This window comes from Shewanella sp. MF05913, from assembly GCF_059758095.1.
In genome coordinates this window covers 240,602-262,825 of the sequence record NZ_JCAYNT010000002.1, presented here as the reverse complement: position 1 = coordinate 262,825, position 22,224 = coordinate 240,602, and the positions used below count along the sequence as shown (strand labels likewise).

Here is a 22,224-nt window from a genome sequence, read left to right as displayed (position 1 = left end):
TTTAGCGCAAACAGGCATAAATGATATGATACCTGCCATATTTTGACTAAGCTCAAATTCACCCAGAATTTCGTCCTATATTAGGGCGCACAAATTTATCTTTTTCAGCATTACTGGAGAGCAAAATTCATGACCAATGCAAATGTGGAAGCCACACCATTATCTACAAAGCCATCACAAGATGGTTTTCACATGCCAGCCGAATGGGTGGCTCAGCAAGCTGTGTGGATGCTTTGGCCACATCGCCCAGATAACTGGCGCGCAGCTGGGGCTTATGCTCAAGCAACATTTGCAAACGTTGCCGATGCCATTGGTGCTGTCACGCCGGTATACATGGGTGTTCCTAAAGCATTTTTAGCACAAGCTAAATCGGTTATGCCTGCTCACGTTAACTTGGTCGAAATCGATAGCGACGATTGCTGGGCCCGTGATACAGGCCCGACTGTGGTGGTAAATGCCAAGGGCGAATGTCGCGGTATTGATTGGGGCTTTAATGCCTGGGGTGGCCATAACGGCGGTTTGTACTCTCCGTGGGATAAAGACGAGCAAGTTGCACAGCAGATGAATGCTCAACATGGGTTTGAGGGTTATCGCGCGCCGCTCATTCTTGAAGGTGGTTCGATTCATGTCGACGGTGAAGGCACCTGCATGACCAGTGCTGAATGTTTACTTAATAGTAACCGCAACCCAGATTTGACTCGTGAACAGATAGAAGCTTATTTGTCTGAGTATTTAAATGTGCAGCAGTTTATCTGGTTGGAAGACGGCGTTTACATGGATGAGACCGACGGACACATTGATAATATGTGCTGTTTTTCTCGCCCAGGCGAAGTGATTTTACATTGGACTGATGATGAAACCGATCCACAGTATCCTCGCTCAAAAGCGGCTTTAGATGTGTTACAAAATGCGGTAGACGCACAAGGCCGTAAATTAAAAATTCATTTAATGCCACAACCAGGTCCGTTGTACTGCACCGAAGAAGAAGCCCAAGGCGTAGAAGAGGGCACGGGTGTACCACGCACGGCGGGTGAGCGCTTAGCGGGTTCATATGTGAACTTTTTGATTACCAATCAGCGCATTGTGTTCCCACTGCTTGACCCTGCAACCGATGATATCGCTGCACAAAAATTACAAGATATTTTCCCAGAGTATGAGATTGTGGGTGTACCTGCCCGTGAAATCTTATTAGGCGGCGGTAATATTCATTGTATTACCCAGCAAATTCCTTCTGGACAATAAATAAAACCTAGATCAAAAACCAAAGGAAGACGGTAAGTTACTGTCTTTTATTAAATTCATCTTTAAGAGCAATTAACCTTTTACACAATTGCCTTTCAAGAAGAGGTTTTAACATGTTCGAAGTTACTGAGATTTCTATTTCCGAGTTGCGTGCTGCGCTTGGGTCGGGCCGCACTACATCGGTTGAACTGGTTAAGTCATATTTAGCGCGAGTTGATGCTTACGACGGCCCAGCGACAGAGACTAAACTAAATGCATTGGTGGTGCGTAATCAAGATGCGCTAAAAGAAGCCGAGGCGTCAGATGCGCGAAGGGCTCGTGGCGAAACACTAAGCCCACTTGACGGCATTCCCTATACTGTAAAAGACAGTTACCTTGTTAAGGGGTTAACGGCCGCGTCGGGCAGCCCTGCATTTAAAGATTTAGTGGCTCAATACGATGCTTTTGCCGTTGAACGTCTGCGTGAAGCCGGGGCAATATGCCTAGGTAAAACCAACATGCCGCCTATGGCTAATGGTGGCATGCAGCGTGGTCATTATGGCCGTGCAGAAAGCCCATATAACGCCAATTACCTTACAGCACCTTTCGCTTCTGGCTCTTCCAATGGTGCAGGCACTGGTACTGCCGCAAGTTATTCTGCTTTTGGCTTAGCCGAAGAGACATGGTCGAGCGGTCGCGGCCCAGCATCAAATAACGGTTTGTGTGCCTACACGCCTTCACGCGGGGTGATTTCTGTGCGCGGTAACTGGCCACTGACCCCGACTATGGATGTCGTAGTGCCTTACACTCGCACCATGGCAGACATGCTAGAAGTGCTTGACGTGATTGTTGCCGACGACCCAATAACTCGCGGTGACTTATGGCGCTTGCAATCTTGGGTTGAAATCCCAAAAGCCTCTACAGTGCGTCCACAATCTTATCTGGATCTTGCCGCTCAAGCTGGCACGCTTAAAGGTAAGCGTTTCGGGCTGCCACGGATGTTTATCAATAAAGATGAATTGGCTGGCACCAGCGAAAACCCTGGTTTTGGTGGTCCAACCGGTCAGCGCATCAATACCCGTGCATCGGTAATCGACCTATGTGAAGCGGCACGTAAAGCATTGGTAGCCGCTGGCGCTGAAGTCATTGAAGTTGATTTCCCGCTGGTATCAAATTGCGAAGGTGACCGCCCAGGTGCGCCAACCGTTTACAACCGCGGTATAGTGACGCCAGAGTTTTTGGAAGATGAGCTGTGGGAGCTTTCTGGCTGGGCTTTAGATGAATTCTTGCGCGCCAATAATGACCCTAAACTAAACAAACTGTCTGACGTAAACGGCCATTTGATTTTCCCCCATGACTTAGGCACCTTGCCAAATCGTGAAGGTGATTTAGCCGCAGGCATGGATGAATACGTCAACATGGCCAAAAGAGGGCTTAAGTCGTATAACCAAATCGACAGTGTTCCCGATGGTTTACGCGGACTAGAAAAAACCCGCAAGTTGGATTTAGAAGACTGGATGGACGAGCTAAAACTCGATGCTGTGTTGTTCCCAACGGTGGCTGATGTTGGCCCCGCTGATGCGCATGTTAACCCAGCGTCGGCAGATATTGCCTGGAGTAACGGTGTTTGGGTTGCTAACGGCAACCTGGCGATCCGTCACTTAGGTGTGCCGACAGTGACCGTACCAATGGGCGTGATGGCTGATATTGGCATGCCAGTTGGGTTAACGTTTGCAGGCCGAGCTTATGATGACAATAACCTGCTGAGGTTTGCGAGTGCATTTGAATCGACAGGCAACAAACGCGTTATTCCTCCACGCACGCCAGCGCTGAGTCAATAAGCGCTAAATTTAAGTGCCTAAACACTTATATGAAAACGGGATTGGTTTATCAAAGCCAATCCCGTTTTTATTATCTAGAATTAAGGTTTTACACATGTATTACTTAAGCTTGCTGGTATCACCTAGGCTAATACCCAACTTAGTAGGTTATCGTTTAATTTAACAGTAGCGCTTTTATCTGCGGTATCACAGCCTTTGTTGCAAGGTAACCCGCGTTAATCGCTTGTGTTTTGTCATCGAACCCGCCAATGCCATTAGGCTCATATAAAGGTGAAATCACAATATCGGCACTGTCTAGTTCTGGTTGCGACAGTCTGCAGCTTTGCATTCTAAATACGGCGAGGGTTAACTGGCTGGCAGACACTTGAGGTTGAGTTTGGTTGTGACAATAAATGTCGACAGCAATGACCCTTTTGGCGCCTAACTGTTTGGCTGCGTAAACCGGCACAACACTTAAAATACCGCCATCAATCAAAATATCCCCCTGGTGCTCAACTGCAATAAATACCCCCGGAATCGTCGATGAGGTTTGCACTGCATGGCCCGGATTACCCGACCGAATGGTCACCGTATTGTGTGTGGTCATATTGGTCGCGGTAACCGCCACAGGCATCGGCATATCCGCAAGATCGTCATATTCTACTTGCGCGTTTATCCAATCGGATAGGTTTTTACCATTAACTAAGCCTTTTGATGACAACACAAAGTCGGCAATATCGCTCATCCCCACGTCTTCAATGGCTGCGGCCATAGCTTGATAACTCATACCTGACGCGTATAACGTTGCCGCGATTGAACCAGCAGACGTGCCGCTGACGACATTGGGTTTTACCCCTGCCTCTTCTAAAGCTTTGATAACGCCTAAATGCATAAAACCACGAATACCGCCACCACCAAAAGCGATGCCAAGCTGGTGCTCTGCATTGACTGTTGGCGTTGACGCATTAAGATCCTTATATATTAGATCGTTGTAAACATTGGGCGAAGAGCAAGCCATTAACCCCAGCGTTGCGAGTGTCAGTAATGTGGCCAGCATTAGTTTTGGTTTTTTCATTCGATCAAAGCGACCAGTTTAGTGATGTTTTGTCTAACGATAGCGCCCAAAGCTTGGCTGCCATGTCTTGATCCAGTGCAATGCTATCAAGTGTATTTTGGTCCACAGGGCCAACGGTATTGGCTCGTTTGGTGGGGCCATAAAGTGTGCCAGCTTGCAGCCCTTGCTCAGTTGCACACATGACTTCTGGCCATGCGCCTTTTTCAGCTGATTGAGCGATAACCCGAGACATTACTGCCCATAGCATTTTATTAAAGGTACTCGCGGTATCCATAAGCAAGTTGGTACGAGAAGCGCCTGGATGACAAACTTGTACTTCAACGTTTTTACCCGCTGCTTTTATACGGCGTTGCAGCTCGTAACCAAACATCATTTGTGCCAGCTTACTTTGTGCGTATGAGTCCCAGGCAGTGTATTTTTTGTCAAAGTTAAGATCTTCAAACTTAATCCGTTTAAGCCCCATTTTGTACGCGTTGCTACCCACCATCACAATCCGGCCTTTAGCCTCGTTAATGCGATCAAACAGCAAGCCACACAATAAAAAGTGGCCAAAGTGGTTTACCCCAAGTTGGCTTTCAAAACCATCGACGGTGAGATGTTGCTTGGCGACCTGTGCTATTGCGCCATTACAGATCAGTGCATCGATGATTGGCGTGGTGTTTAGGAGTTCGTTTGCTGCGTTGCGTACCGATTCCTGCACAGCCAAATCGACCTGAATAAACCTTACATCAATGTGCTGACCTAATGACTGCTTTAATGCTTCAATTGCGTTAGCTGATTTGCTTGGGTTACGGTTTAGCATAACAACCTTGGCCCCTTTACTCAGCAGAATGCGAGAGGCCTCAAAGCCTGCGCCACTGTTAGCCCCTGTGATCACATATGTCTTTCCTATAAGTGAGCCAATGCGCTCAGGAGTCCAACCGTTTTTACCAAATTGTTGAGTTGTCATCATCGTTACCTTTGTTGTGAAGCTAGGGGCTTTAGCAAGTGCAATCATTTAATTTGCATGTCGCTACGAGCGGTAGTAGTGTTATCTGAAATGTACTATAACTCTCAGGTTGAGATGTAAATAGGCTAATTAGTCGCTAAAACGTGCCTATTTGTATCTATTTGGTGGGGTGACGTGAAAATGATCAAACAAAAGATAAAGCAGCTAGTAGAAAAACGTATCACTGCCGATGGCATGGTTGAAACCGCCATTAAAGGGGTGAGTTTGTTTAAAATCACCCAGGCAATGCCTTGTGCTCCTGCGCTTTACGAACCGACAGTGGTGGTTATTTTGAACGGCCGAAAAGAGGCGATTCTCGATGGCGACAGGTATATCTACGACAACAGTCAGTACATGTGCTGCACAGTCTCATTACCTGTCGAGGCCGGTACGCCTGAGGCTTCACCCGAGGAGCCATTACTTGGGGTTTATATCTCACTCGATACTCAAGTGATGACAGAGCTGGCAATTGAAATGGAAAGTGTTACTGGGGGGATTAAGCAGCCTAAAAGCAGCTCACAACCACAAGGACTTTCGTTAGCAAACTGGGATGATACTTTTGCTGATGCGCTACTTAGATTACTGCAACTTGATGGCAGCATGGATGCATCAATCCTAGGTGAAAGCCGATTACGAGAGCTGTATTACGCCGTATTGAAAGGCGATGCAGGTATTTCAGCCAGAAGAGCATTTGGTATTGGTAATGAGATTGCTCGCTCAATCGAGTATTTATCCTTAAACCTAGGCAAAAATGTCACCATTGATGAGTTAGTCTCGTTAGTAGGGATGAGCCGAGCGGTCTTTCATCGTAAATTTAAACAAGCTACCAGAATGTCACCTATTCAGTTCATGAAATCGATGCGCCTTAATCATGCCGCCATGCGAATTGCTGCCGGTATGAATGTCAGTGAAGCCGCGATGAAGGTTGGCTATGTCAGCTCCTCGCAATTTAGCCGAGAATTTAAGCGTATGTATGGTACGTCGCCTAAGCAATGGAGCCAATCTATACCCTTACTCGAGCATGTGGCATAGTCATCAAAATCGCATATTGATATAAATAGGCATGTTTTAGACAGTATATCGCCTAGTTTGCTACTTGTTTGAGAGTTAAAGTTGTTTACATAAAAGTAATGTAGGGTACCCATTATGAAACAACTCATCTTATCGATAGGAGCAAGTATGGTTATTGCAGCAACAGTCACAGCGGCATCGGCCAGCGGCATTAACAGCGAGTTACACCAACTTGAAAATACCGTTCAAGACGGGGAGGGTAATGTTTATCGCACCGTTAACATTGGCGAGCAAGTTTGGCTTGCTGAAAACCTACGAAGCACCCAGTTTCAAGATGGCTCAGCAGTACGTTCGGGCGCTGTGCCAAATGATGATGCGGCAAACCTATTAACATACGGCCGCTTGTACAACTGGCATGATGTCGCTGATCAAAGAAACCTTTGCCCAGTAGGCTGGCGAGTCGCTACCGATGAAGATTGGAAAAACCTAGAGCGCACCATAGGTATGCCAGAGGCTGATCTGCACAAAGACGGCTGGCGCGGCGGTGAGCAACATATTGGTTTACAGTTAAAAGAGGCTCAAGCAGATGGGCTATTTGCTAAGTTCGAACCATCGCTAGTCAATAAGCAGCAGTTTTTTGCAAGACCTGCAGGCGTTAAATGGAACGGGTTTTACATTACTCAAGGCGCTTACACTGAGTTTTGGACCGCAACCAGCGCAACCGACAACCAAGCCATTATTCGCACACTCGCATACTCTTGGTGGAATGCGCATAAACACGAAATTCGCCGTGCGACCAGCTCAAAAGATTATATGTTTTCAGTGAGGTGTGTCAGGATTTAAGCTGTGTGGAAGTTAAATTTAACGCTTTGTGACAAGCTGAAGCAATTCAGGCTTTAGCTCGTTAAGGAGGTCGGCATGGAAAATGTGATTAAGTCTGTTACTGCAACCGTACAAAATGGGGTCGCTAAATCAGATGGTAAACTCACTCTGACCACATCACATATTAATTTCGAGCCGTACAATAAACGGCTTGGCCTTGGCCCATACACATTTGAACTCTCTCACATCATCAAAGTTAAAAAATCTATGGCCAAAGGTGCAGGGATTTTCCCTCTTTCTACTGATGCCATTGAGCTAACGTTTACAGATAACCAGATGAAAACATTCATTTTGGGGAATACGGATGAGTGGATTAAGCTATTGACGCCTGCCGACTAGCAAGCGCATTCATTTCAACGGAAAACTCGTATGGATACCCCAAATTTATTGTGATGTGTTGAATTACTAACTGGCACACTTCTGGCCAATCCGGATTTTGACAATATGATGGGGTTATCCGAATCTGTTCACGGTGCATTTAACGCATTATTTCAGGAGATATTGAACACTCTGAAAGCATACGAGTAATGGATTTGGAGCTAGAACAACAGCTAAAACCAAGGGTTCCTACCCCATTATAAATAAAATCTTAATTCTGTTTGCTTGAGGTGCGTATTTATTTAGGTAAATAGATGTAATAAATTGAACTCCTCGCAAGGTGATAGCGATCGCCGAGCCACAGAATAGGAGTTTTACCCATTATGTCAGCAACTCAATTACAACGTGCACGCGCCTTAACATTACCTTCACGCGAAGCCATGCTTTACCGTGAGCCATCAGTACAGCAGTTTTGGAATAACAATAAAGCGTTATTCAGTGACGCCTGGAAAGAATGGCAACAAACCGAGCAAAAAACCGAGTTTAGCCTTGATAGTTCATTACTTGATAAGCGATTACGTGAAGCGGTAACTCAAGCCTGGCAAGACCCAAGTAAAGAAGTCGCAGTTAAAGATTTACTGCAAGAAGTGGCACCAGACGTGTTTCAATTGCAGTTTTTTGATCCTGAGCGTTTAGCGGATTTACGCAACTATTTAGAAAGCGTATGGGATGCACAAATTCCATTGCGTCCACCGTATGGCATTGTGCTCAATCGCCGTGGTGCTATGCTCGACAGCCGTTCAGAGGGCTACCTTGCCGCGCCAAATTTCCAGGCATTTTATCATGAAATGTTGAATACCTACATGCGCCCAATCGCGCGGTTGTTATTTCCTGAAATCATGGGTTACGACACGCAAACGTTTGGTTTTTCGATTCATTATCAACCTAATACTGACAGTTCGATCCGTCCACACACGGATGCATCGACGGTCACATTAAACATCAACCTAAATTTGCCAGAAGAAACCTTTACAGGCTCTGCAGTCGATTTTTTTGATGTGGCGACAGGGCAAAAAATTGCCTTAACATTTAAGCCTGGCACCGCCATGATCCACCGTGGCAATGTCGTCCATGCTGCGCAACCGATAACCAGCGGCGAGCGCACCAACTTTGTATTGTGGTTATATGGCGACCGAGGCCAAATACCACCACAAGGTGCTAAGCGCCCAATCATAGATGCAAGCGAACGTTGGACAACACCAACGGCAGCATTAGATAGCTTTGCGCCGTTTTAATTAGTTTATGGCAAAAGGTTAACTACACCCCTCACGTTGTCCCGGCAATGCTTTTGAGCCGGGACTCTTTTTTTATCGCCTACCATAGCTAAAACAAACTGCGGGGCACAAATCAGTTACGTGTGTTAACACTTACAGTGGCCACACCCAAAGCAGCATAGGAAGACTGATGCCGATCACAAGCAGTTCCAGCGGTATGCCTAGCTTCCAATAATCACCAAAACCAAAGCCTCCAGGTCCTAAAATCAAGGTGTTGTTTTGGTGACCTATGGGAGTGAGAAAAGCACAAGATGCACCGATGGCTACCGCCATCAGAAAGGGAGCTGAGCTGACATCAAGCGCTGCTGCGGTAGCAATGGCTATGGGGCACATCACGGCTGCGGTTGCGGTGTTGTTCATTAAGTCAGAGAGAAACATACTGGTGACCAGAATGAGCGTTAACCCAAACACAGCATTGCCTTGAGCCATGTTGTCGAGTAAAAAACGCGCCATTAGGTCGGCTGTACCGCTGGACTCCATTGCTCCAGCCACAGGGATTAGGGCCCCAAGAAGTACAATCACTGGCCAGTCGATAGCATTGTACACAGAGCGTGGTGGCACGGTTCGCAATACCATAGAGGCTAGTACGCCAAGAGAAAATGATATTGCTGCCGGAAGTAAACCAAAGGCTGCTGCGCCAACGGCTAAAGTCATAATAATTCCTGCTTCCCAGGCTTTACGTTTGCTTGGTATACGCAGTTCTCGTTTGGCTAGGGGTACACAGTTGTTATCACTTGCAAATTCAGAGATAGCTTCGGGAGGGCCTTGCATCAATAGCAGGTCGCCTGAACGAAAAGGCCTTGAGCGTAATCGTGACAATGAAGGTTTACCATAGCGTGACACTGCCAACAGGTTCATGCCGTAGCGCGTACGTAACATGATATCGGTCGCCGAACGTCCAAGTAACGGAGACCCAGGTAACACTGACAGTTCCATAAGCACAGTATGGTCTGAGGATTTGGCTTGATCTTGTGCTTTACTCTTGTTTACCGCTCCATCAGCGTCATCTTTTGTGTCATTTTCTGGGTTGTCTGCTGCGTCATTAGCCTTGTCCGATTCAGCTTCTTCTTGCTCAATTGCCTCCTCAAGTTCTAAGCCTAATGTAGAGAGTACAACCGCCAGTGATTTAGCTTCAGCCTCGATGACGAGAATGTCGCCAACACGAACCCTACGCCAAGCACTGGGTGCCATTATACGGACATCATTGTGAACCATACCGATGATCTGGGCATCGATCTCATCGATCATTTTATCAATATCGCGCAGGCTCATGCTTGCAATTTTACTGTTTTCGAGTACGCGGGCTTCGGTTATATAAGCCTCTGATTCAAAGCCTTTTACCCCGGACTGCTTACGAGCAGGCACCAGTCGCCAGCCTATCAGAGTGATAAAGCCGACACCCGCAGCGGCAACTGCGAGCCCGACCGGTAGAAAGTCGAACATGGCGAAGCTACCCGTGCCAGTCTGGTCACGAAAACTTGAAACTATCAGGTTAGGAGGTGTGCCTATCATTGTCGTCATGCCGCCGAGAATCGTGCTAAACGCTAGCGGCATTAAAAGTTGCCCAGGCGTCAGGTTTAGGCGACCAGCGAGTTGCACGGCGACAGGCATTAGCAGCGCCATCGCGCCGACATTGTTCATAAAACCGGAAAGCACCGCACCTAGTGCGCAAAGCGTTGTCATACTAAGAAACACGCCGGCACTAGCAGGCAGTACGGCACGCGATAGCGCATCGACAGCCCCAGAGGTTTGCAGACCTCGACTGAGTACAAGAACGCAAGCCACAGTAACTACGGCAGGGTGACTGAAACCAATAAAAGCGTCACTTGATGGCACTAGCCCAGTGAGTACGCATGCCGCCAGCGAACAGATAGCCACCATGTCGTGACGCCAACGCCCCCATAGGAACAGGCCCACGGTAGCGAACAAGATCAGCAGAATTAATAGTTGGTCATTTGTCATAAACGCTGCTGAAAATTGATTGTTAGAGTCTTAGAGTAACAAGTCAGTTTTGCCCGAGGGTTACGACAATATCCACTTAGTTGTTTCAATGCTTTGTCTCCGTGCCGACTAAAATTACAATTACATTGATTATAATCTACTTAGCCAAATTCGCAGGCAATCACAGATAATAAGTTAATGGATACCAAGGTTATTTTGTCAATTAACTGGTATAGCCATGGCTCAAGCAATAGTGGAATCACAAGCTTTAGTGGGTCAAGTTGGTCTTAGTTTTCAAAAGTCCAAATTCAGCTTTTAACTTTGAACTTGAGGTCGTTGAAGGCTTTTTGCAAAAGAATACGTGAGCTGGTCATGACCTTTCACGCATATCTGGCCGATAAGGATATTTGTGGTCGTAAGGCATAAGTACAAAGCATAAAGAAACACCTGGATCCCGGCTCAAAAGCATTGCCGGGACGACGAGAAGGGGATTAACAGGTTTTGGCCTAAAACGAGTAAGTCTTAGTTTTAGTTTTAGTCTTATTTTTCAAATGTCCAAATTCAACTCAGGCCATAAACAGTAGAGCGAGTACTCAGCAAACAACCTCTTTATGTATTATCCCATTGATGGCAAAACGCAATAAAGCTTTTCAACAACGGGCTATGGTACTTGTCTTTATGCACCACTAGCCAAAAGGGGCGCTGCATATTGAGCGTATCGATACTGTGAGGTAATTGTAGTTGAGTGACTCGGCCATCGTTAATGGCGTACTGCGCGGCTAACGTCGATAAGCACCCTAAACCTAATCCTGCCGCGACACTGTTAATGAGCGCTTCAGTGGTATTGAGCTCAAATACCTCATGCCATGCCTCAATTTGCGGTGCAATAGTGCGTAAAAAAAACTCTCTCGAGCCTGAGCCAGCCTCACGTAATACCCATTCACTGTGTTCTAAATTGGTAAATGTACAGGGTTTTTGTTGGCTTATGGCTAAATGAGGCGCGGCAATAATGCACATTTGGTCGTGGCTAAACTGATGGGCAACTAATTCTGGGTGATGGCTTTTACCTTCAATAAGGCCAATGTCTAACTCGTAGTCGAGCAGCTTTTGGCAAATTAACCGTGAATTTGAAATCACCACGCTTTGTGAATAATGCTGTGATTGTTGCCTAAATTGGCTCAGCAACCCGGGAACCACATGATTACCAACAGTATCACTGGCACCTATTTTCAATTGACCTGAAAAAGCGTGGTCTGCATCAAACAATTGGCTGATGTTATTTGCTCTACTAAGCAGCTCATCAGCAAGTGGTAAAAGCTTGTGACCTTCTTGATTGAGAATTAATCGGTTATTGACCCGGTCAAATAGCGGATGGCCTAGCTGCTTTTCTAATTCAGCGAGCGCCATACTCACTGCCGCCTTAGACAAATACAAGGCTTCGGCTGCGGCCGTTAAGGTGTTGTGCTGGGTAATGCTGCTGAACACATTAAGTTGTTTGAGTGAGATATTCATAATAGTGATTTAGGTAAATGATAGTGGATTAATTGTTTAGTTTTTCTGAACATGTGTTTTATATAATTGGATATATATAAACAAAGTGCAAGCGTAATATAGCGGTATGTCTCGTACAGAGCCGTTGAGGTTGTTATGGTAAACAGAGTAAAACGAAAAATAGTGGGCGTACCTACACCCATGGCCGGGCTAGCGTTAGGCATCGCCAGTTTAGGCTGGAGCTGGGAAAATGCCGTTGATTTACAGCACTATGGCCAGTGGATTAGTGCCGCGATTGCCAGTGTACTGTTACTGATATTAGCCAGTAAGTTTGTCTTACATCATGATCTATTGCGCCAGGATGTTGCTCATCCGGTGGTGGGCAGTGTGGTGCCGACTTTTGCGATGGCATTAATGGTGGTATCTAACTCGCTGGGTTATGCCTCAGCCATGGCCGGTGATTTATTGTGGTGCTTTGCGGTCATACTGCACATCAGCTTTTTAGTCGGGTTTATTTATCATCGCAGTCAGCACTTTAGCTTACCTCAAATGGTGCCAAGCTGGTTTATTCCGCCGATTGGGATTGTGGTCGCAGACGTGTCTTTTTCAGGTAATGCGCATTTATTGTGGATAGCCGATAGCGCGTTGATTTTTGGCATGCTGAGTTATGCCGTAATGTTACCTATGATGATTTATCGACTTATTTTTACTGAGCAAATCCCCGATGCCGCTAAGCCGACATTAGCCGTTTTAGCCGCACCAGCAAGTTTATCGTTAGCAGGCTACTTAACCATTAGCTCGCAGCCTTCGCCAGTGATTATTGGTTTGCTATTTGGCATTGGCGTGTTGATGACCAGCATTATTTATTTATCATTTTTTAAACTGATGCGTTTACCGTTTAGTCCTGGTTATGCTGCATTTACCTTCCCGATGGTGATTGGGGCCACGGCGTTGTTTAAAGTGGAAGCTTGGATGCAAAGCATGGATGTTGGCGCTGAATATATTGCCCAGGTGCGAGGTTTAGCTGAGTTTGAATTAGTTGTTGCGACTGCGGTTGTCAGTTATGTTTGTGTGCGTTATTTACATTTTTATCAGCCCAGAAAATTAGTTTCAGCATAAGTGAGCGGTTATGACTCCAGCAATTGATATGGCCAAAAAGCACAAGATTGATTTTAAGGTGCACGAGTATCAACATGATGCCAGTAACGAGTCGTATGGCTTAGAGGCTGCGCAAAAATTGGCTTTACCAGCCGAGCAGGTATTTAAAACCCTGGTGGTGAGCCTTGATAATCAAACATTGGCTGTGGCAGTTGTGCCAGTGTCTTCGATGTTGAGCATGAAGTTAATGGCCAAAGCGGCGGGCGCTAAAAAAGCCCATATGGCAGAGGCGGCAGCGGTTGAGCGTTCAAGTGGTTATGTGCTTGGTGGCGTTAGTCCGTTAGGGCAAAAAAGACGCTTAGCGACAGTGATTGACGCTTCGGCGCAACAGTTTGAGCACATTTATGTCAGTGCCGGTAAAAGAGGGTTAGATATTTCGCTTCAACCTGATGATTTACAACGCCTGCTTAATGCGACATTTGCCGATATTTGCGCCTAATAAAAAAGCGATATACCCCAGTGGGTATATCGCTTTCATAGATTTTATGGTTGTTACTTTCAGTTATCGCTTGGTTCGTTTACACCTTCAATAAATAGCTAACTACTGATTTATTTTGGCCTTAAACTCAGCTTGAGTTTGTGGGGTTGCTTTTTGGTACCAGTAATCGAGCATGTTAGACACTTCAGCCTGGTTTGGTTGCTCTACGCTGTCGCTTATAACTGGGCCGGCACCTTCAGATTGAACATCGGTTATGGCTAACGTGACTGACGCTGTAGTGACCACTGAATTGGCTGGCGAGCTAAACATTTCGGGCGCAGCTACCGTTGCAGATACTTTAGCTGCACTCCATGAAGCGGGGTTGGCGGCGGCATTATATTTTGTGATTTCTTGTTCAAAATCTCGGCCAATCTGTAAACCTTTTTTCATTAACTTGTCTTGAGTGAATTCAACCGCGAGGCCAGCCTGGTCGGTTAATGTCAGTGTGGGTGAGTCATTAAACTGTGTAGCACTGCTTTGTGTGCGAATGCTGGGCAGTGATAACTGGTAGTCTTGATCGCTGGCGCTAAAACGCAAAATAATCACATCTGAACTGAAGCTATGCTGGCTGCCTTGATCTCTAAAGCGGGCATGATAGCGAAAGGCTATTTGCTGTAATCCCTGTGGGGTATTGATGTCTAACGAGACCTGTTGCTGTTCAGTTGCGACACCATTCACTAATACCGTATTGGCATTGTTAGGTAGCTGTAAGCTGGCAGCCACACTGCTGTGGCAAAACATGTATGTGGCTAAGCACAGTGCAGTACAAATGATTAAACGCATAAACGTTTCCTATGATAATAATTAGCTGATGCTGTGTTCAGCAGGGCTATAACGACTGTTAGTCAGCAAATTGAGGTCGATAGCGCTCAGGTAATTCAAAGGTTTTTTGTTTGCCGCTTAATGGACAAACAAAGTTGAAATAGCATGAGGTTAATTTAAGATCTGGCGCGCTATCGTCTGCAGCGCCGTGTAATCGGTCACCCACCACAGGATGACCTAAACTGGCCATATGAATGCGAATTTGATGCTTACGACCAGTATCAATTTTGACTTGCACTTTAGATTGATTAAGCCCTGAATGATAAGTGATTAATTTTGCATGAGACAGCGCAGGCTTGTTGTCTACAGGCGTATCAATTTGCAGCGTTTCGCTAGAGAATTTGCCGTGAACAATCACCTGGTAGTGTTTTTCTAATGCGCGAGTTTCAAATAATTTAGCGATAGCCGCAGTGGCTTTTTTACTGTGCCCAAGAATTAATAATCCAGTGGCTGCACGGTCGAGGCGATGAATAATAAATGCATTACGCTGTGGCTGCATGTTTAACTCAGCAAAGCGATTCATGGTGGTGTGGTCGCTCCACTTTGACCCTTGGCAGCGCATACCGTAAGGCTTAAACCACACACTGTAGTCAGTTTCATCAAACAACAGCTCTGCCGGTAATATCTGTTCATTGAGAATATGCTGATTATAGTAAAGGTGTAGCTTATCGCCGGGTTGTAAGGGCTTTTTAGTCCGCCTAATTCGATTGGTTTGTTTACCATGAGAGTGCCAAATCGCACCTTTTTGCATGGCATCTTTTAACACTTGCTTACCTAAACCACTTGCTTGTGCCAGCAAATTAATGGCATCAGTACTGTGCTCAAGCACATCAATATGGAATTCGGTTCTATCGGCCATCATTTGGGTTAGCTCTAACAATGCAATGTATCTGTAATTAATAAGGGTAAATGTTACCTTATTTGGTCGTTCAATGTTAATTAACCTGCTTTGAGGTTGATGAAACTTTCTTTTAGATGACGTATCTCTGTATCATCTGGCATAAAGTTGTTTTAGCATAACGCGATAAAATACGGTTTTACTTTGGAGTAGGTGATTTGGAACACATCGTCTGGGATTTTAATCCTATATTAGTCTCGTTTATGGGTTTAACCGTACATTGGTATGGTGCTCTTTTCGCCTTAGCGATTGCCACAGGCTTTCAAGTATTAAAGCACATGTTTAAAAAAGAAGGATTGGATGTTGAGTCCCTCGATAACTTCTTAGTCTATTGTGTGGTGGGTATTATTGTTGGCGCGCGTTTAGCGCACTGTGTTTTTTATGACCCTGGATATTATTTTGCTAATCCTCTGAAAATTTTGGCCATTTGGGAAGGCGGCTTAGCCAGCCATGGCGGCGGTTTAGGTGCCATTTTGGCGTTGTATTATTACCAACGTCAGGTGAAATTACCGTTTTTATTTTTGCTTGATCGCCTAGCCATTTCTACAGCCATCTTCGGCTTTTTTGTTCGTATGGCCAACTTTGCAAACTCTGAAATTTTAGGTGAGCCAACCACTCAACCTTGGGGCATTATTTTTAAACGAATCGATATGCTGCCGCGTCACCCGGCGCAGTTGTATGAGTCGCTTGCTTATCTCTTAATTTTTATTGGCTTATACGCTATTTATAAATACACCAACATGAAACAAAAACACGGTGCGATTTTTGGGGTGTTTTTAGTGTCTGTATTTAGTGCGCGTATTGCGATTGAAAGCGTTAAGGTCAGCCAGGCGGCTTACCATGAGTCGATGTTAAGTGCTGGCCAGTGGTTAAGTTTGCCATTTTTATTGACGGGTGTTGTGCTGTTAGTGATGGCTTATCGTAAACAGAGCTAACCATTATTTACCATTAATCAATACCGCTGTCATTACAGCCAATAAAAACGTCCTAGTGCAGTAGCAATAGGACGTTTTTTTTATGGGTATATGTGGCCGTGTTAAGGTTGGAGAGTTACATCCCTGCGGGTAAATACTTAAAGCGCTTCATTTGCTCATAATGGGTATCGACAATGCTCTTTACCTGTTCTGGTGTGAGCTTTGATTGCCATTGATGCTTACCGCCCTGCCTAAAGAAGGCATTAGCATTTTCATGCTTTTCAACAAATCCACGTTTGGCTTCCTGAGCTTTTAATTGCGCAAATGATGAGTGCTTAATGGCATTTTTAAGCCTTGCAGGATCTTTCTTTAAGCCTAAAAACGACTCAACTTTGCGGAAGACTTTTTTAGGGTCATCTAGCATGTCTTCATAACGTAAAATGAGCTTTGAGGTATCGTCGCTTGTCCAGCTCGACACATGCATCGACCACGAGGTGATAATTTGTGGCACATGCGCTGCCTCATTTGGGGTACCTGTCATTTCTTCTGCCATATAAGCAATGGCTTCATCGATGGTGTAATCAAAGTAATTGGCCATTGAAATAACCACATCAAGTGGATTACGCACAACATAAATAGCGCCCGAAGTGACCGTGGAGTTATGTAACGGTTGGCCGTTATATTCGCCTAAATAGTTGTGGGTTTTTACAAAGGTGGTCCCTTGAGCCTGATGCGCAATATCTGCTTGCACTTGAGGGCGAATTGCACTGACTTCTTCTAACGTCAGTTCGGTTGTTGCTGATTTATCTTTAGGTAAATAAGCTTGATAACGATGCGCGGCCGATTCTGCAGTAGATATGGTGTGCATGGTATTAATGTCGATAGGCTGATCTTGATTTTGAATGTAGTTCTCTAAAAAAGCGCGTACCCAAGTGTTACCCGATTTAGGGTAAGAGGCCACCCAAAGTATGTTTCCCATTCGTAATCCTTTGTTGTTATTTTTACGTCTTTCAATGTGGTTAAAACTACCGATAATTCAGCAAAATGGCAAGTTTAGTGCGTAACGGGTAAGAGTTAACCGTGCCGATACTATCGCTTATTTAGCGAAAAATAATACTCCACTTTACTGTGAGCAATATATGGATGTAACATTATTGTTAAATGCGTTTAAATGATGAACGTTATGGTGTTATATCGAACCGTTAATAAGGAGAGGGTAAATGGATGTTAATGCAACTGTGGTCGGCCAGTTGATTATTGTTTTTGCATTAGTGATGGGCTGTATTTGTTATTACTTAGGTCGTCGTAAAACACAATCGCCGGTTTTAGCCGGTGTGATTGGTGCAGGGTTATCGATAGTGCCTATTTTAGGTTTGGTTTACCTTGTTGTGCTTGTGCTTAAAAAAGATATCGAGATCGCGCCAACAACGGTTAATGGATAGTCGCTAATCGTTTTTTGTTCGAATAATCGTTAACGTTAAGTTTATACGAATACAAAATGCCTCGTCTAATTAGGACGAGGCATTTTTCGTTCATAATTAACACTATGCCACAGTAAGCGTTTGTTGTGACTTTTCCGCTTTAACTGAACACACTTTATATTCTGGGATTTTTGCTATTGGGTCGAGTGCATTAATGGTTAATTTATTCGCAGCCGATTCGGCAAAGTGAAAAGGTAAAAACAACACGCCTACTTGCGCGCGTTTAGTGACAAATGCGGCGATGTCGATGGTGCCTCTGCGCGTTGTGAGGGTTAACATGTCGCCATTGTTGACGCCGAGTTGCTCAGCGTCATACACCGAAATCATTACTCTTGGCGACCCTTTAATATCCAATTCTGGCGTTTTACGGGTCATGGTGCCGGTATGGAATTGCTCTAGCAAACGTCCCGTTGACAGTATTAATGGATACTCACTGTCTGGCATTTCGGCGGGTAAGCGATAGCTTACGGGTATCATTCGGCCTTGGCCGCGTAAAAACTTCTCGGTATGTAACACGTCTGTACCTGGATGAGTTTCATCGAAGCAGGGCCATTGTAGTCCATCAACTTTTTGCTCAAGTCGTTGCCATGTTAAGCCTTGATACTGCGGCGTGACCTGGTTAATTTCCTGCCAAATGTCTTTCGCATTTTGGTAATGCCAGTTAGCGCCTAACTTATTGGCTATCATTTGGATTATTTGCCAGTCGACTTTCGCGTCACCCGGTGGAGTTAAGGCTACGCGTAGCTGTTGTACCCGGCGTTCAGTATTGGTGAAATGCCCCTCTTTTTCAGCAAAAGCGGTGGCGGGCAGAACCACGTGTGCCATTTGCGCCGTTTCAGTTAAAAAGATGTCTTGTACTACCATAAATTTGATTTTAGACAGCGCTGCAATGACATGAGCCTGGTCTGGGTCGCTCAGTACAGGGTTTTCGCCTAATACATATAATGCCTCGAGTTTACCCTCGACAATCGCATGCATGATTTCTGTTGCGGTAAATCCGGGTTCACTAGCCAGTGAAGTGTTACCCCAGGCCGCAGCAAATTTAGCGCTATTATCTGGATTGTCGACTTTTTGATAACCCGGGTAATAATTGGGTAGTGCGCCCATATCACACGCACCTTGAACATTACTTTGGCCGCGAAGCGGATTTATACCAGCGCCAATCACGCCGATGTTGCCACACAGTAATTGTAAATTAGAGGTGGACACCACGTTGTCATAACCAGACGTATGTTGGGTTATTCCCATGGCGTAATACAAGGCGGTTTTAGTTGCGGTGCCAATCATTTTTGCCATTGCGGCGATGTCTTCAGCACTTACACCTGTGATTAATGCCGCATTGCTTAAGTTGTAATCTGGCTTGAGCACTTCTTGTTTGAGTAACTCATAATCTTCAACTCGTTGATTTATGTAGTTGGTGTCTTGCCAATCATTAAGGATGATTTGCTGCATGATGGCATTAAGTAGCATAACGTCTGTACCGGGACGGTGAGACACGTAGAGTTTTGCACTGTCAGCAATGGCTGTTTTTTTAGGGTCTGCCACGATTAAGCGCGCACCATGTTGGCTGACAGCTCGTTTAATGTGAGAGGCAATAATTGGGTGGGCGCTGGTAGTATCGGAGCCGATAATAAAAATAACATCAGACTGTTTAATACTGGGAATATCATTGGTCATTGCACCGCCGCCAATAGTATCGGATAAGCCTGCAACCGTTGATGAATGACACAATCTTGCGCAATGATCTATGTTGTTAGTACCCATAATGCTGCGGGTAAATTTTTGCATTAAATAGTTCTCTTCATTGGTGCATTTTGCTGAAGATAACGCCGCAAATTTACTTGGCCCAGTGGCCTCTTTTATCGGTTTAAGTTGCTCGATAATATAATTAATTGCTTCGCTCCAGCTTGCCGGCTGTAACTGGCCATTTTTACGGATTAACGGTGTAGTAAGGCGTTTAGTGCTGCTTAAAAAATCAAAACCGGAGCGACCTTTTACGCACAACATACCTTCGTTGACTAATGAGTTGCTGTCGCCGGTGATGCGTACCACGCGGTTTTTACTTGGGTCTACATGCAGCTCGACTCGACAACCGACGCCACAATAAGTACACACTGTTGAGGTTTTTATCAGCTCCCTGTGCGTGCCTTGGGTTTTATCTCTGGCATCGACTAATGCGCCCGTTGGGCAAACTTGTACGCAATTGCCACACTGAACACAGTCACTGTCGTTCATTGATGCGCTAAAGCCAACTCGCGGTGCATTACGACTGCTATCAATTGTACCTGCTGCATCTGGGAGCGCTTGATAGCTATTGGGCGCAAAGTTAATCACGTTATGGCCACTTTGTTGATGACACGCTTCAACACAAGCTCCGCAGCTGATACATCTGTTAGCGTCGAAAGTAATAAAGGGGGCGCTATTATCAACGTTAAATTTACGTGCGTGAGTTTGCTCAAGAGTGTTGCCATCGACTTTATATTCGGTGGCATAGTCGCGTAACTTACAATCGGTATTGGCTTGGCAGGCACACTCTAAACACCGCATGGCTTCTTGCATTGCTTCATCGGGAATGAAACCGAGTTCTACCTCGGCAAAATTAAGTGCGCGGTTTAATTGGTGTAGCTCAGGCATTTTTAAACGAGGGCGTTTAGGGGTATTGGGATACAGCACTGGATAGGTGTTAGTGGCTAATGATGCCGTTTTATTGGCTTTGCGAGCGTTAAACAGCCCCGGTTCTAAATGACATGTTAAGCCTTCTTTGAGTAAACCTTCAATGGCTTCGGCGGCTTTGCGGCCATCGGCAACCGCGGCTACAGCTGTGCCAGGGCCGGTACGTGAATCACCAATCACAAACAGTTTCTCAACCCCAGCAGACATGGTTTGTTCGCATCCCAAGAATGTATGCCAACGGGTGAGGGCTAAGTGACCTGTGTCTATTTGATTTTCGGGCTGATCTAAAAAATCTAAATCGACCTGTTGAGATACCGCTGGGATCACGGTGTCGAAGGCCTCTTTAAAGGTTTCGCCAGTGGCTTTTGGTGATCGTCTACCCGATGCATCGGGCTCGCCCAGAGCCATTTTTTCAAAAGTGACAGCGTTGACACGGCCTTGGCTGTCGCTGTGGTTTTCAATGGGGTTGGTAAGAAAGTGAAACTTAACCCCTTCCACTTCTGCCTCGTGAATTTCGTAAGGTTCTGCGGGCATTTCATCGCGGCCACGGCGATAAATTAAGGTAACATCGGCGCCATCTCTTAGTGCGGTACGGGCGCAATCAATTGCGGTATTGCCGCCACCAATCACCGCCACTTTTTTACCCGTAATCATTTTTTTATGGGTGCAATAATCACGTAAGTAATCGACGCCCAAGTAACAGCCGGCTAAATCGCTGCCTGGGTAATTCATGGGGACGGCTTTTTGTGCGCCAATGGCAAGACAAACGGCATCATAGTTAGCGACTAACTCGGTTAAGTTAGTGTCGCGGCCCAATGCATAATCCGTTTTAATCTTAAGCCCATTACGGGTGAGGAGCTCAATTTCTTTATCCAGAATATCTTTGGGTAAGCGGTACTCCGGAATACCATAACGTAACCATCCGCCAGCTTTAGGGGCCGATTCCATGATGGTGACATCGTGGCCATTGTTTGACAGATAATATCCGGCGGTTAAGCCAGCAGGACCACTACCAATGATGGCAATGCGCTTATTGGTCGCAGGCGCTTTTGGCGGTACATAAGACTCTAGGTCGTGTAAGTCTAGGTCTGCAGCATGACGCTTTAGCTGCCTAATGGCGACAGGTTCATCGACTAGGCCGCGGCGACACTCAGCTTCACAAAAGGCAGGGCAAACACGACCAATCGATAGCGGTAAAGGCAGGGTTTGTTTAATGACTTTTACTGCTTCTTTATGATCGCCTCTGCCAATATGATAAAGATAAGACTGCACATCAACCCCAGCAGGGCAGGCGGTTTGGCAAGGCGCTTCACAGTCGGCAAAGTGGTCGCTGAGAATATCTTTGAGCGCTTGTTTGCGTATTTTACTCAATTCACTCGATTGGGTAATCACATCTAAGCCTGTTTCGAGTGGGGTTTCACAGGCTCGAACACAGCGTAAACTGCCATCGTTATTTTTGATTTGTACTTGGCACAAATTACAGTGTTGCTTGGCTTGATTGTGGGAGAAGTCACATAGGCTCGGAATGTTAATGCCAGCGCTGATGGCAGCTTTGAGTAAGCTATCTGTTTGAGGCAGTGATAAGGAAATGCCGTCTATGGTGATATCAATCATTACAAGGCCTGTTAAATTTTTGAGTTATTGGCTAAGTCTTCATGCCTTTTGGGAGCGAACGAGAAGGACTTTATTAAGGCACAGCTGCTGAATTGGAGTGTTACG

18 protein-coding genes are annotated in these 22,224 nt (G+C 45.6%); 10 read left to right on the top strand and 8 right to left on the bottom strand.

Annotated features, from left to right (window positions below):
- Positions 1–129: 129 nt before the first annotated feature.
- Complete coding sequence (gene aguA / locus AC19MV_RS04565; RefSeq protein WP_498305968.1) at positions 130–1,242, top strand: agmatine deiminase; 1,113 nt, start codon at positions 130–132, stop codon at positions 1,240–1,242.
- Positions 1,243–1,355: 113 nt separating this feature from the next.
- On the top strand, positions 1,356–3,062 hold the full coding sequence (locus AC19MV_RS04560; protein WP_498305966.1) for an amidase: 1,707 nt from the start codon (positions 1,356–1,358) through the stop codon (positions 3,060–3,062).
- A gap of 154 nt (positions 3,063–3,216) precedes the next feature.
- Here the strand turns inward: AC19MV_RS04560 and AC19MV_RS04555 are convergent, their stop codons facing one another.
- Together AC19MV_RS04555 and AC19MV_RS04550 are read right to left on the bottom strand one after the other, a co-directional pair.
- Positions 3,217–4,116: a patatin-like phospholipase family protein gene (locus AC19MV_RS04555; RefSeq protein ID WP_498305964.1), complete on the bottom strand. Its 900-nt coding sequence runs from the start codon at positions 4,114–4,116 to the stop codon at positions 3,217–3,219.
- Between the two features lie 4 nt (positions 4,117–4,120).
- Positions 4,121–5,068 carry an SDR family oxidoreductase gene (locus tag AC19MV_RS04550; protein WP_498305962.1) on the bottom strand — a complete coding sequence of 316 codons (948 nt, stop codon included), beginning with the start codon at positions 5,066–5,068 and terminating at the stop codon, positions 4,121–4,123.
- Between the two features lie 177 nt (positions 5,069–5,245).
- Here AC19MV_RS04550 and AC19MV_RS04545 point away from each other — a divergent pair, with 177 nt between their 5' ends.
- The 4 genes from AC19MV_RS04545 to AC19MV_RS04530 all read left to right on the top strand — a co-directional run bounded on the left by AC19MV_RS04545 (position 5,246) and on the right by AC19MV_RS04530 (position 8,610).
- Positions 5,246–6,136 carry an AraC family transcriptional regulator gene (locus tag AC19MV_RS04545; RefSeq protein ID WP_498306263.1) on the top strand — a complete coding sequence of 297 codons (891 nt, stop codon included), beginning with the start codon at positions 5,246–5,248 and terminating at the stop codon, positions 6,134–6,136.
- A gap of 114 nt (positions 6,137–6,250) precedes the next feature.
- Complete coding sequence (locus AC19MV_RS04540) at positions 6,251–6,958, top strand: fibrobacter succinogenes major paralogous domain-containing protein (protein WP_498305960.1); 708 nt, start codon at positions 6,251–6,253, stop codon at positions 6,956–6,958.
- 75 nt (positions 6,959–7,033) lie between these two features.
- Positions 7,034–7,336, top strand: a complete 303-nt coding sequence (locus AC19MV_RS04535; protein ID WP_498305958.1) for a hypothetical protein — start codon at positions 7,034–7,036, stop codon at positions 7,334–7,336.
- 362 nt (positions 7,337–7,698) lie between these two features.
- Positions 7,699–8,610, top strand: coding sequence for a 2OG-Fe(II) oxygenase family protein (locus tag AC19MV_RS04530; protein WP_498305956.1), 912 nt, complete (start codon positions 7,699–7,701; stop codon positions 8,608–8,610).
- A gap of 132 nt (positions 8,611–8,742) precedes the next feature.
- Here AC19MV_RS04530 and AC19MV_RS04525 read toward each other — a convergent pair whose 3' ends face one another.
- The gene (locus tag AC19MV_RS04525) at positions 8,743–10,611 is read right to left on the bottom strand and encodes an SLC13 family permease (RefSeq protein WP_498305954.1); all 1,869 of its coding nucleotides are present in this window, start codon (positions 10,609–10,611) and stop codon (positions 8,743–8,745) included.
- 588 nt (positions 10,612–11,199) lie between these two features.
- Positions 11,200–12,102: a LysR substrate-binding domain-containing protein gene (locus AC19MV_RS04520; protein ID WP_498305952.1), complete on the bottom strand. Its 903-nt coding sequence runs from the start codon at positions 12,100–12,102 to the stop codon at positions 11,200–11,202.
- Between the two features lie 135 nt (positions 12,103–12,237).
- Here AC19MV_RS04520 and AC19MV_RS04515 point away from each other — a divergent pair, with 135 nt between their 5' ends.
- Positions 12,238–13,200, top strand: a complete 963-nt coding sequence (locus tag AC19MV_RS04515; protein ID WP_498305950.1) for a TDT family transporter — start codon at positions 12,238–12,240, stop codon at positions 13,198–13,200.
- A 10-nt stretch (positions 13,201–13,210) separates the two neighbouring features.
- On the top strand, positions 13,211–13,678 hold the full coding sequence (gene ybaK, locus AC19MV_RS04510; protein WP_498305948.1) for a Cys-tRNA(Pro) deacylase: 468 nt from the start codon (positions 13,211–13,213) through the stop codon (positions 13,676–13,678).
- A 102-nt stretch (positions 13,679–13,780) separates the two neighbouring features.
- Here the strand turns inward: ybaK and AC19MV_RS04505 are convergent, their stop codons facing one another.
- Positions 13,781–14,500 (bottom strand): DUF2057 domain-containing protein, encoded by a 720-nt coding sequence (locus AC19MV_RS04505; RefSeq protein ID WP_498305946.1) that lies wholly within the window; start codon positions 14,498–14,500, stop codon positions 13,781–13,783.
- 58 nt (positions 14,501–14,558) lie between these two features.
- A complete protein-coding gene (locus AC19MV_RS04500) occupies positions 14,559–15,401 on the bottom strand; it encodes a pseudouridine synthase family protein (protein WP_498305945.1) in 843 nt (280 codons plus the stop codon).
- 194 nt (positions 15,402–15,595) lie between these two features.
- On the opposite strand from AC19MV_RS04500, the gene lgt reads away from it, so the two are divergent.
- Entirely contained in the window at positions 15,596–16,372 is a 777-nt protein-coding gene (gene lgt / locus AC19MV_RS04495; protein WP_432399191.1) for a prolipoprotein diacylglyceryl transferase, read from the top strand.
- Positions 16,373–16,487: 115 nt separating this feature from the next.
- Here the strand turns inward: lgt and AC19MV_RS04490 are convergent, their stop codons facing one another.
- A complete protein-coding gene (locus AC19MV_RS04490; protein WP_498305944.1) occupies positions 16,488–17,330 on the bottom strand; it encodes a sulfotransferase domain-containing protein in 843 nt (280 codons plus the stop codon).
- 241 nt (positions 17,331–17,571) lie between these two features.
- Between AC19MV_RS04490 and AC19MV_RS04485 the strand changes: the two genes are divergently transcribed.
- Entirely contained in the window at positions 17,572–17,793 is a 222-nt protein-coding gene (locus AC19MV_RS04485) for a hypothetical protein (RefSeq protein WP_498305943.1), read from the top strand.
- Positions 17,794–17,895: 102 nt separating this feature from the next.
- Here the strand turns inward: AC19MV_RS04485 and fdhF are convergent, their stop codons facing one another.
- Complete coding sequence (gene fdhF, locus AC19MV_RS04480) at positions 17,896–22,119, bottom strand: formate dehydrogenase subunit alpha (RefSeq protein WP_498305942.1); 4,224 nt, start codon at positions 22,117–22,119, stop codon at positions 17,896–17,898.
- Positions 22,120–22,224 lie beyond the last annotated feature (105 nt).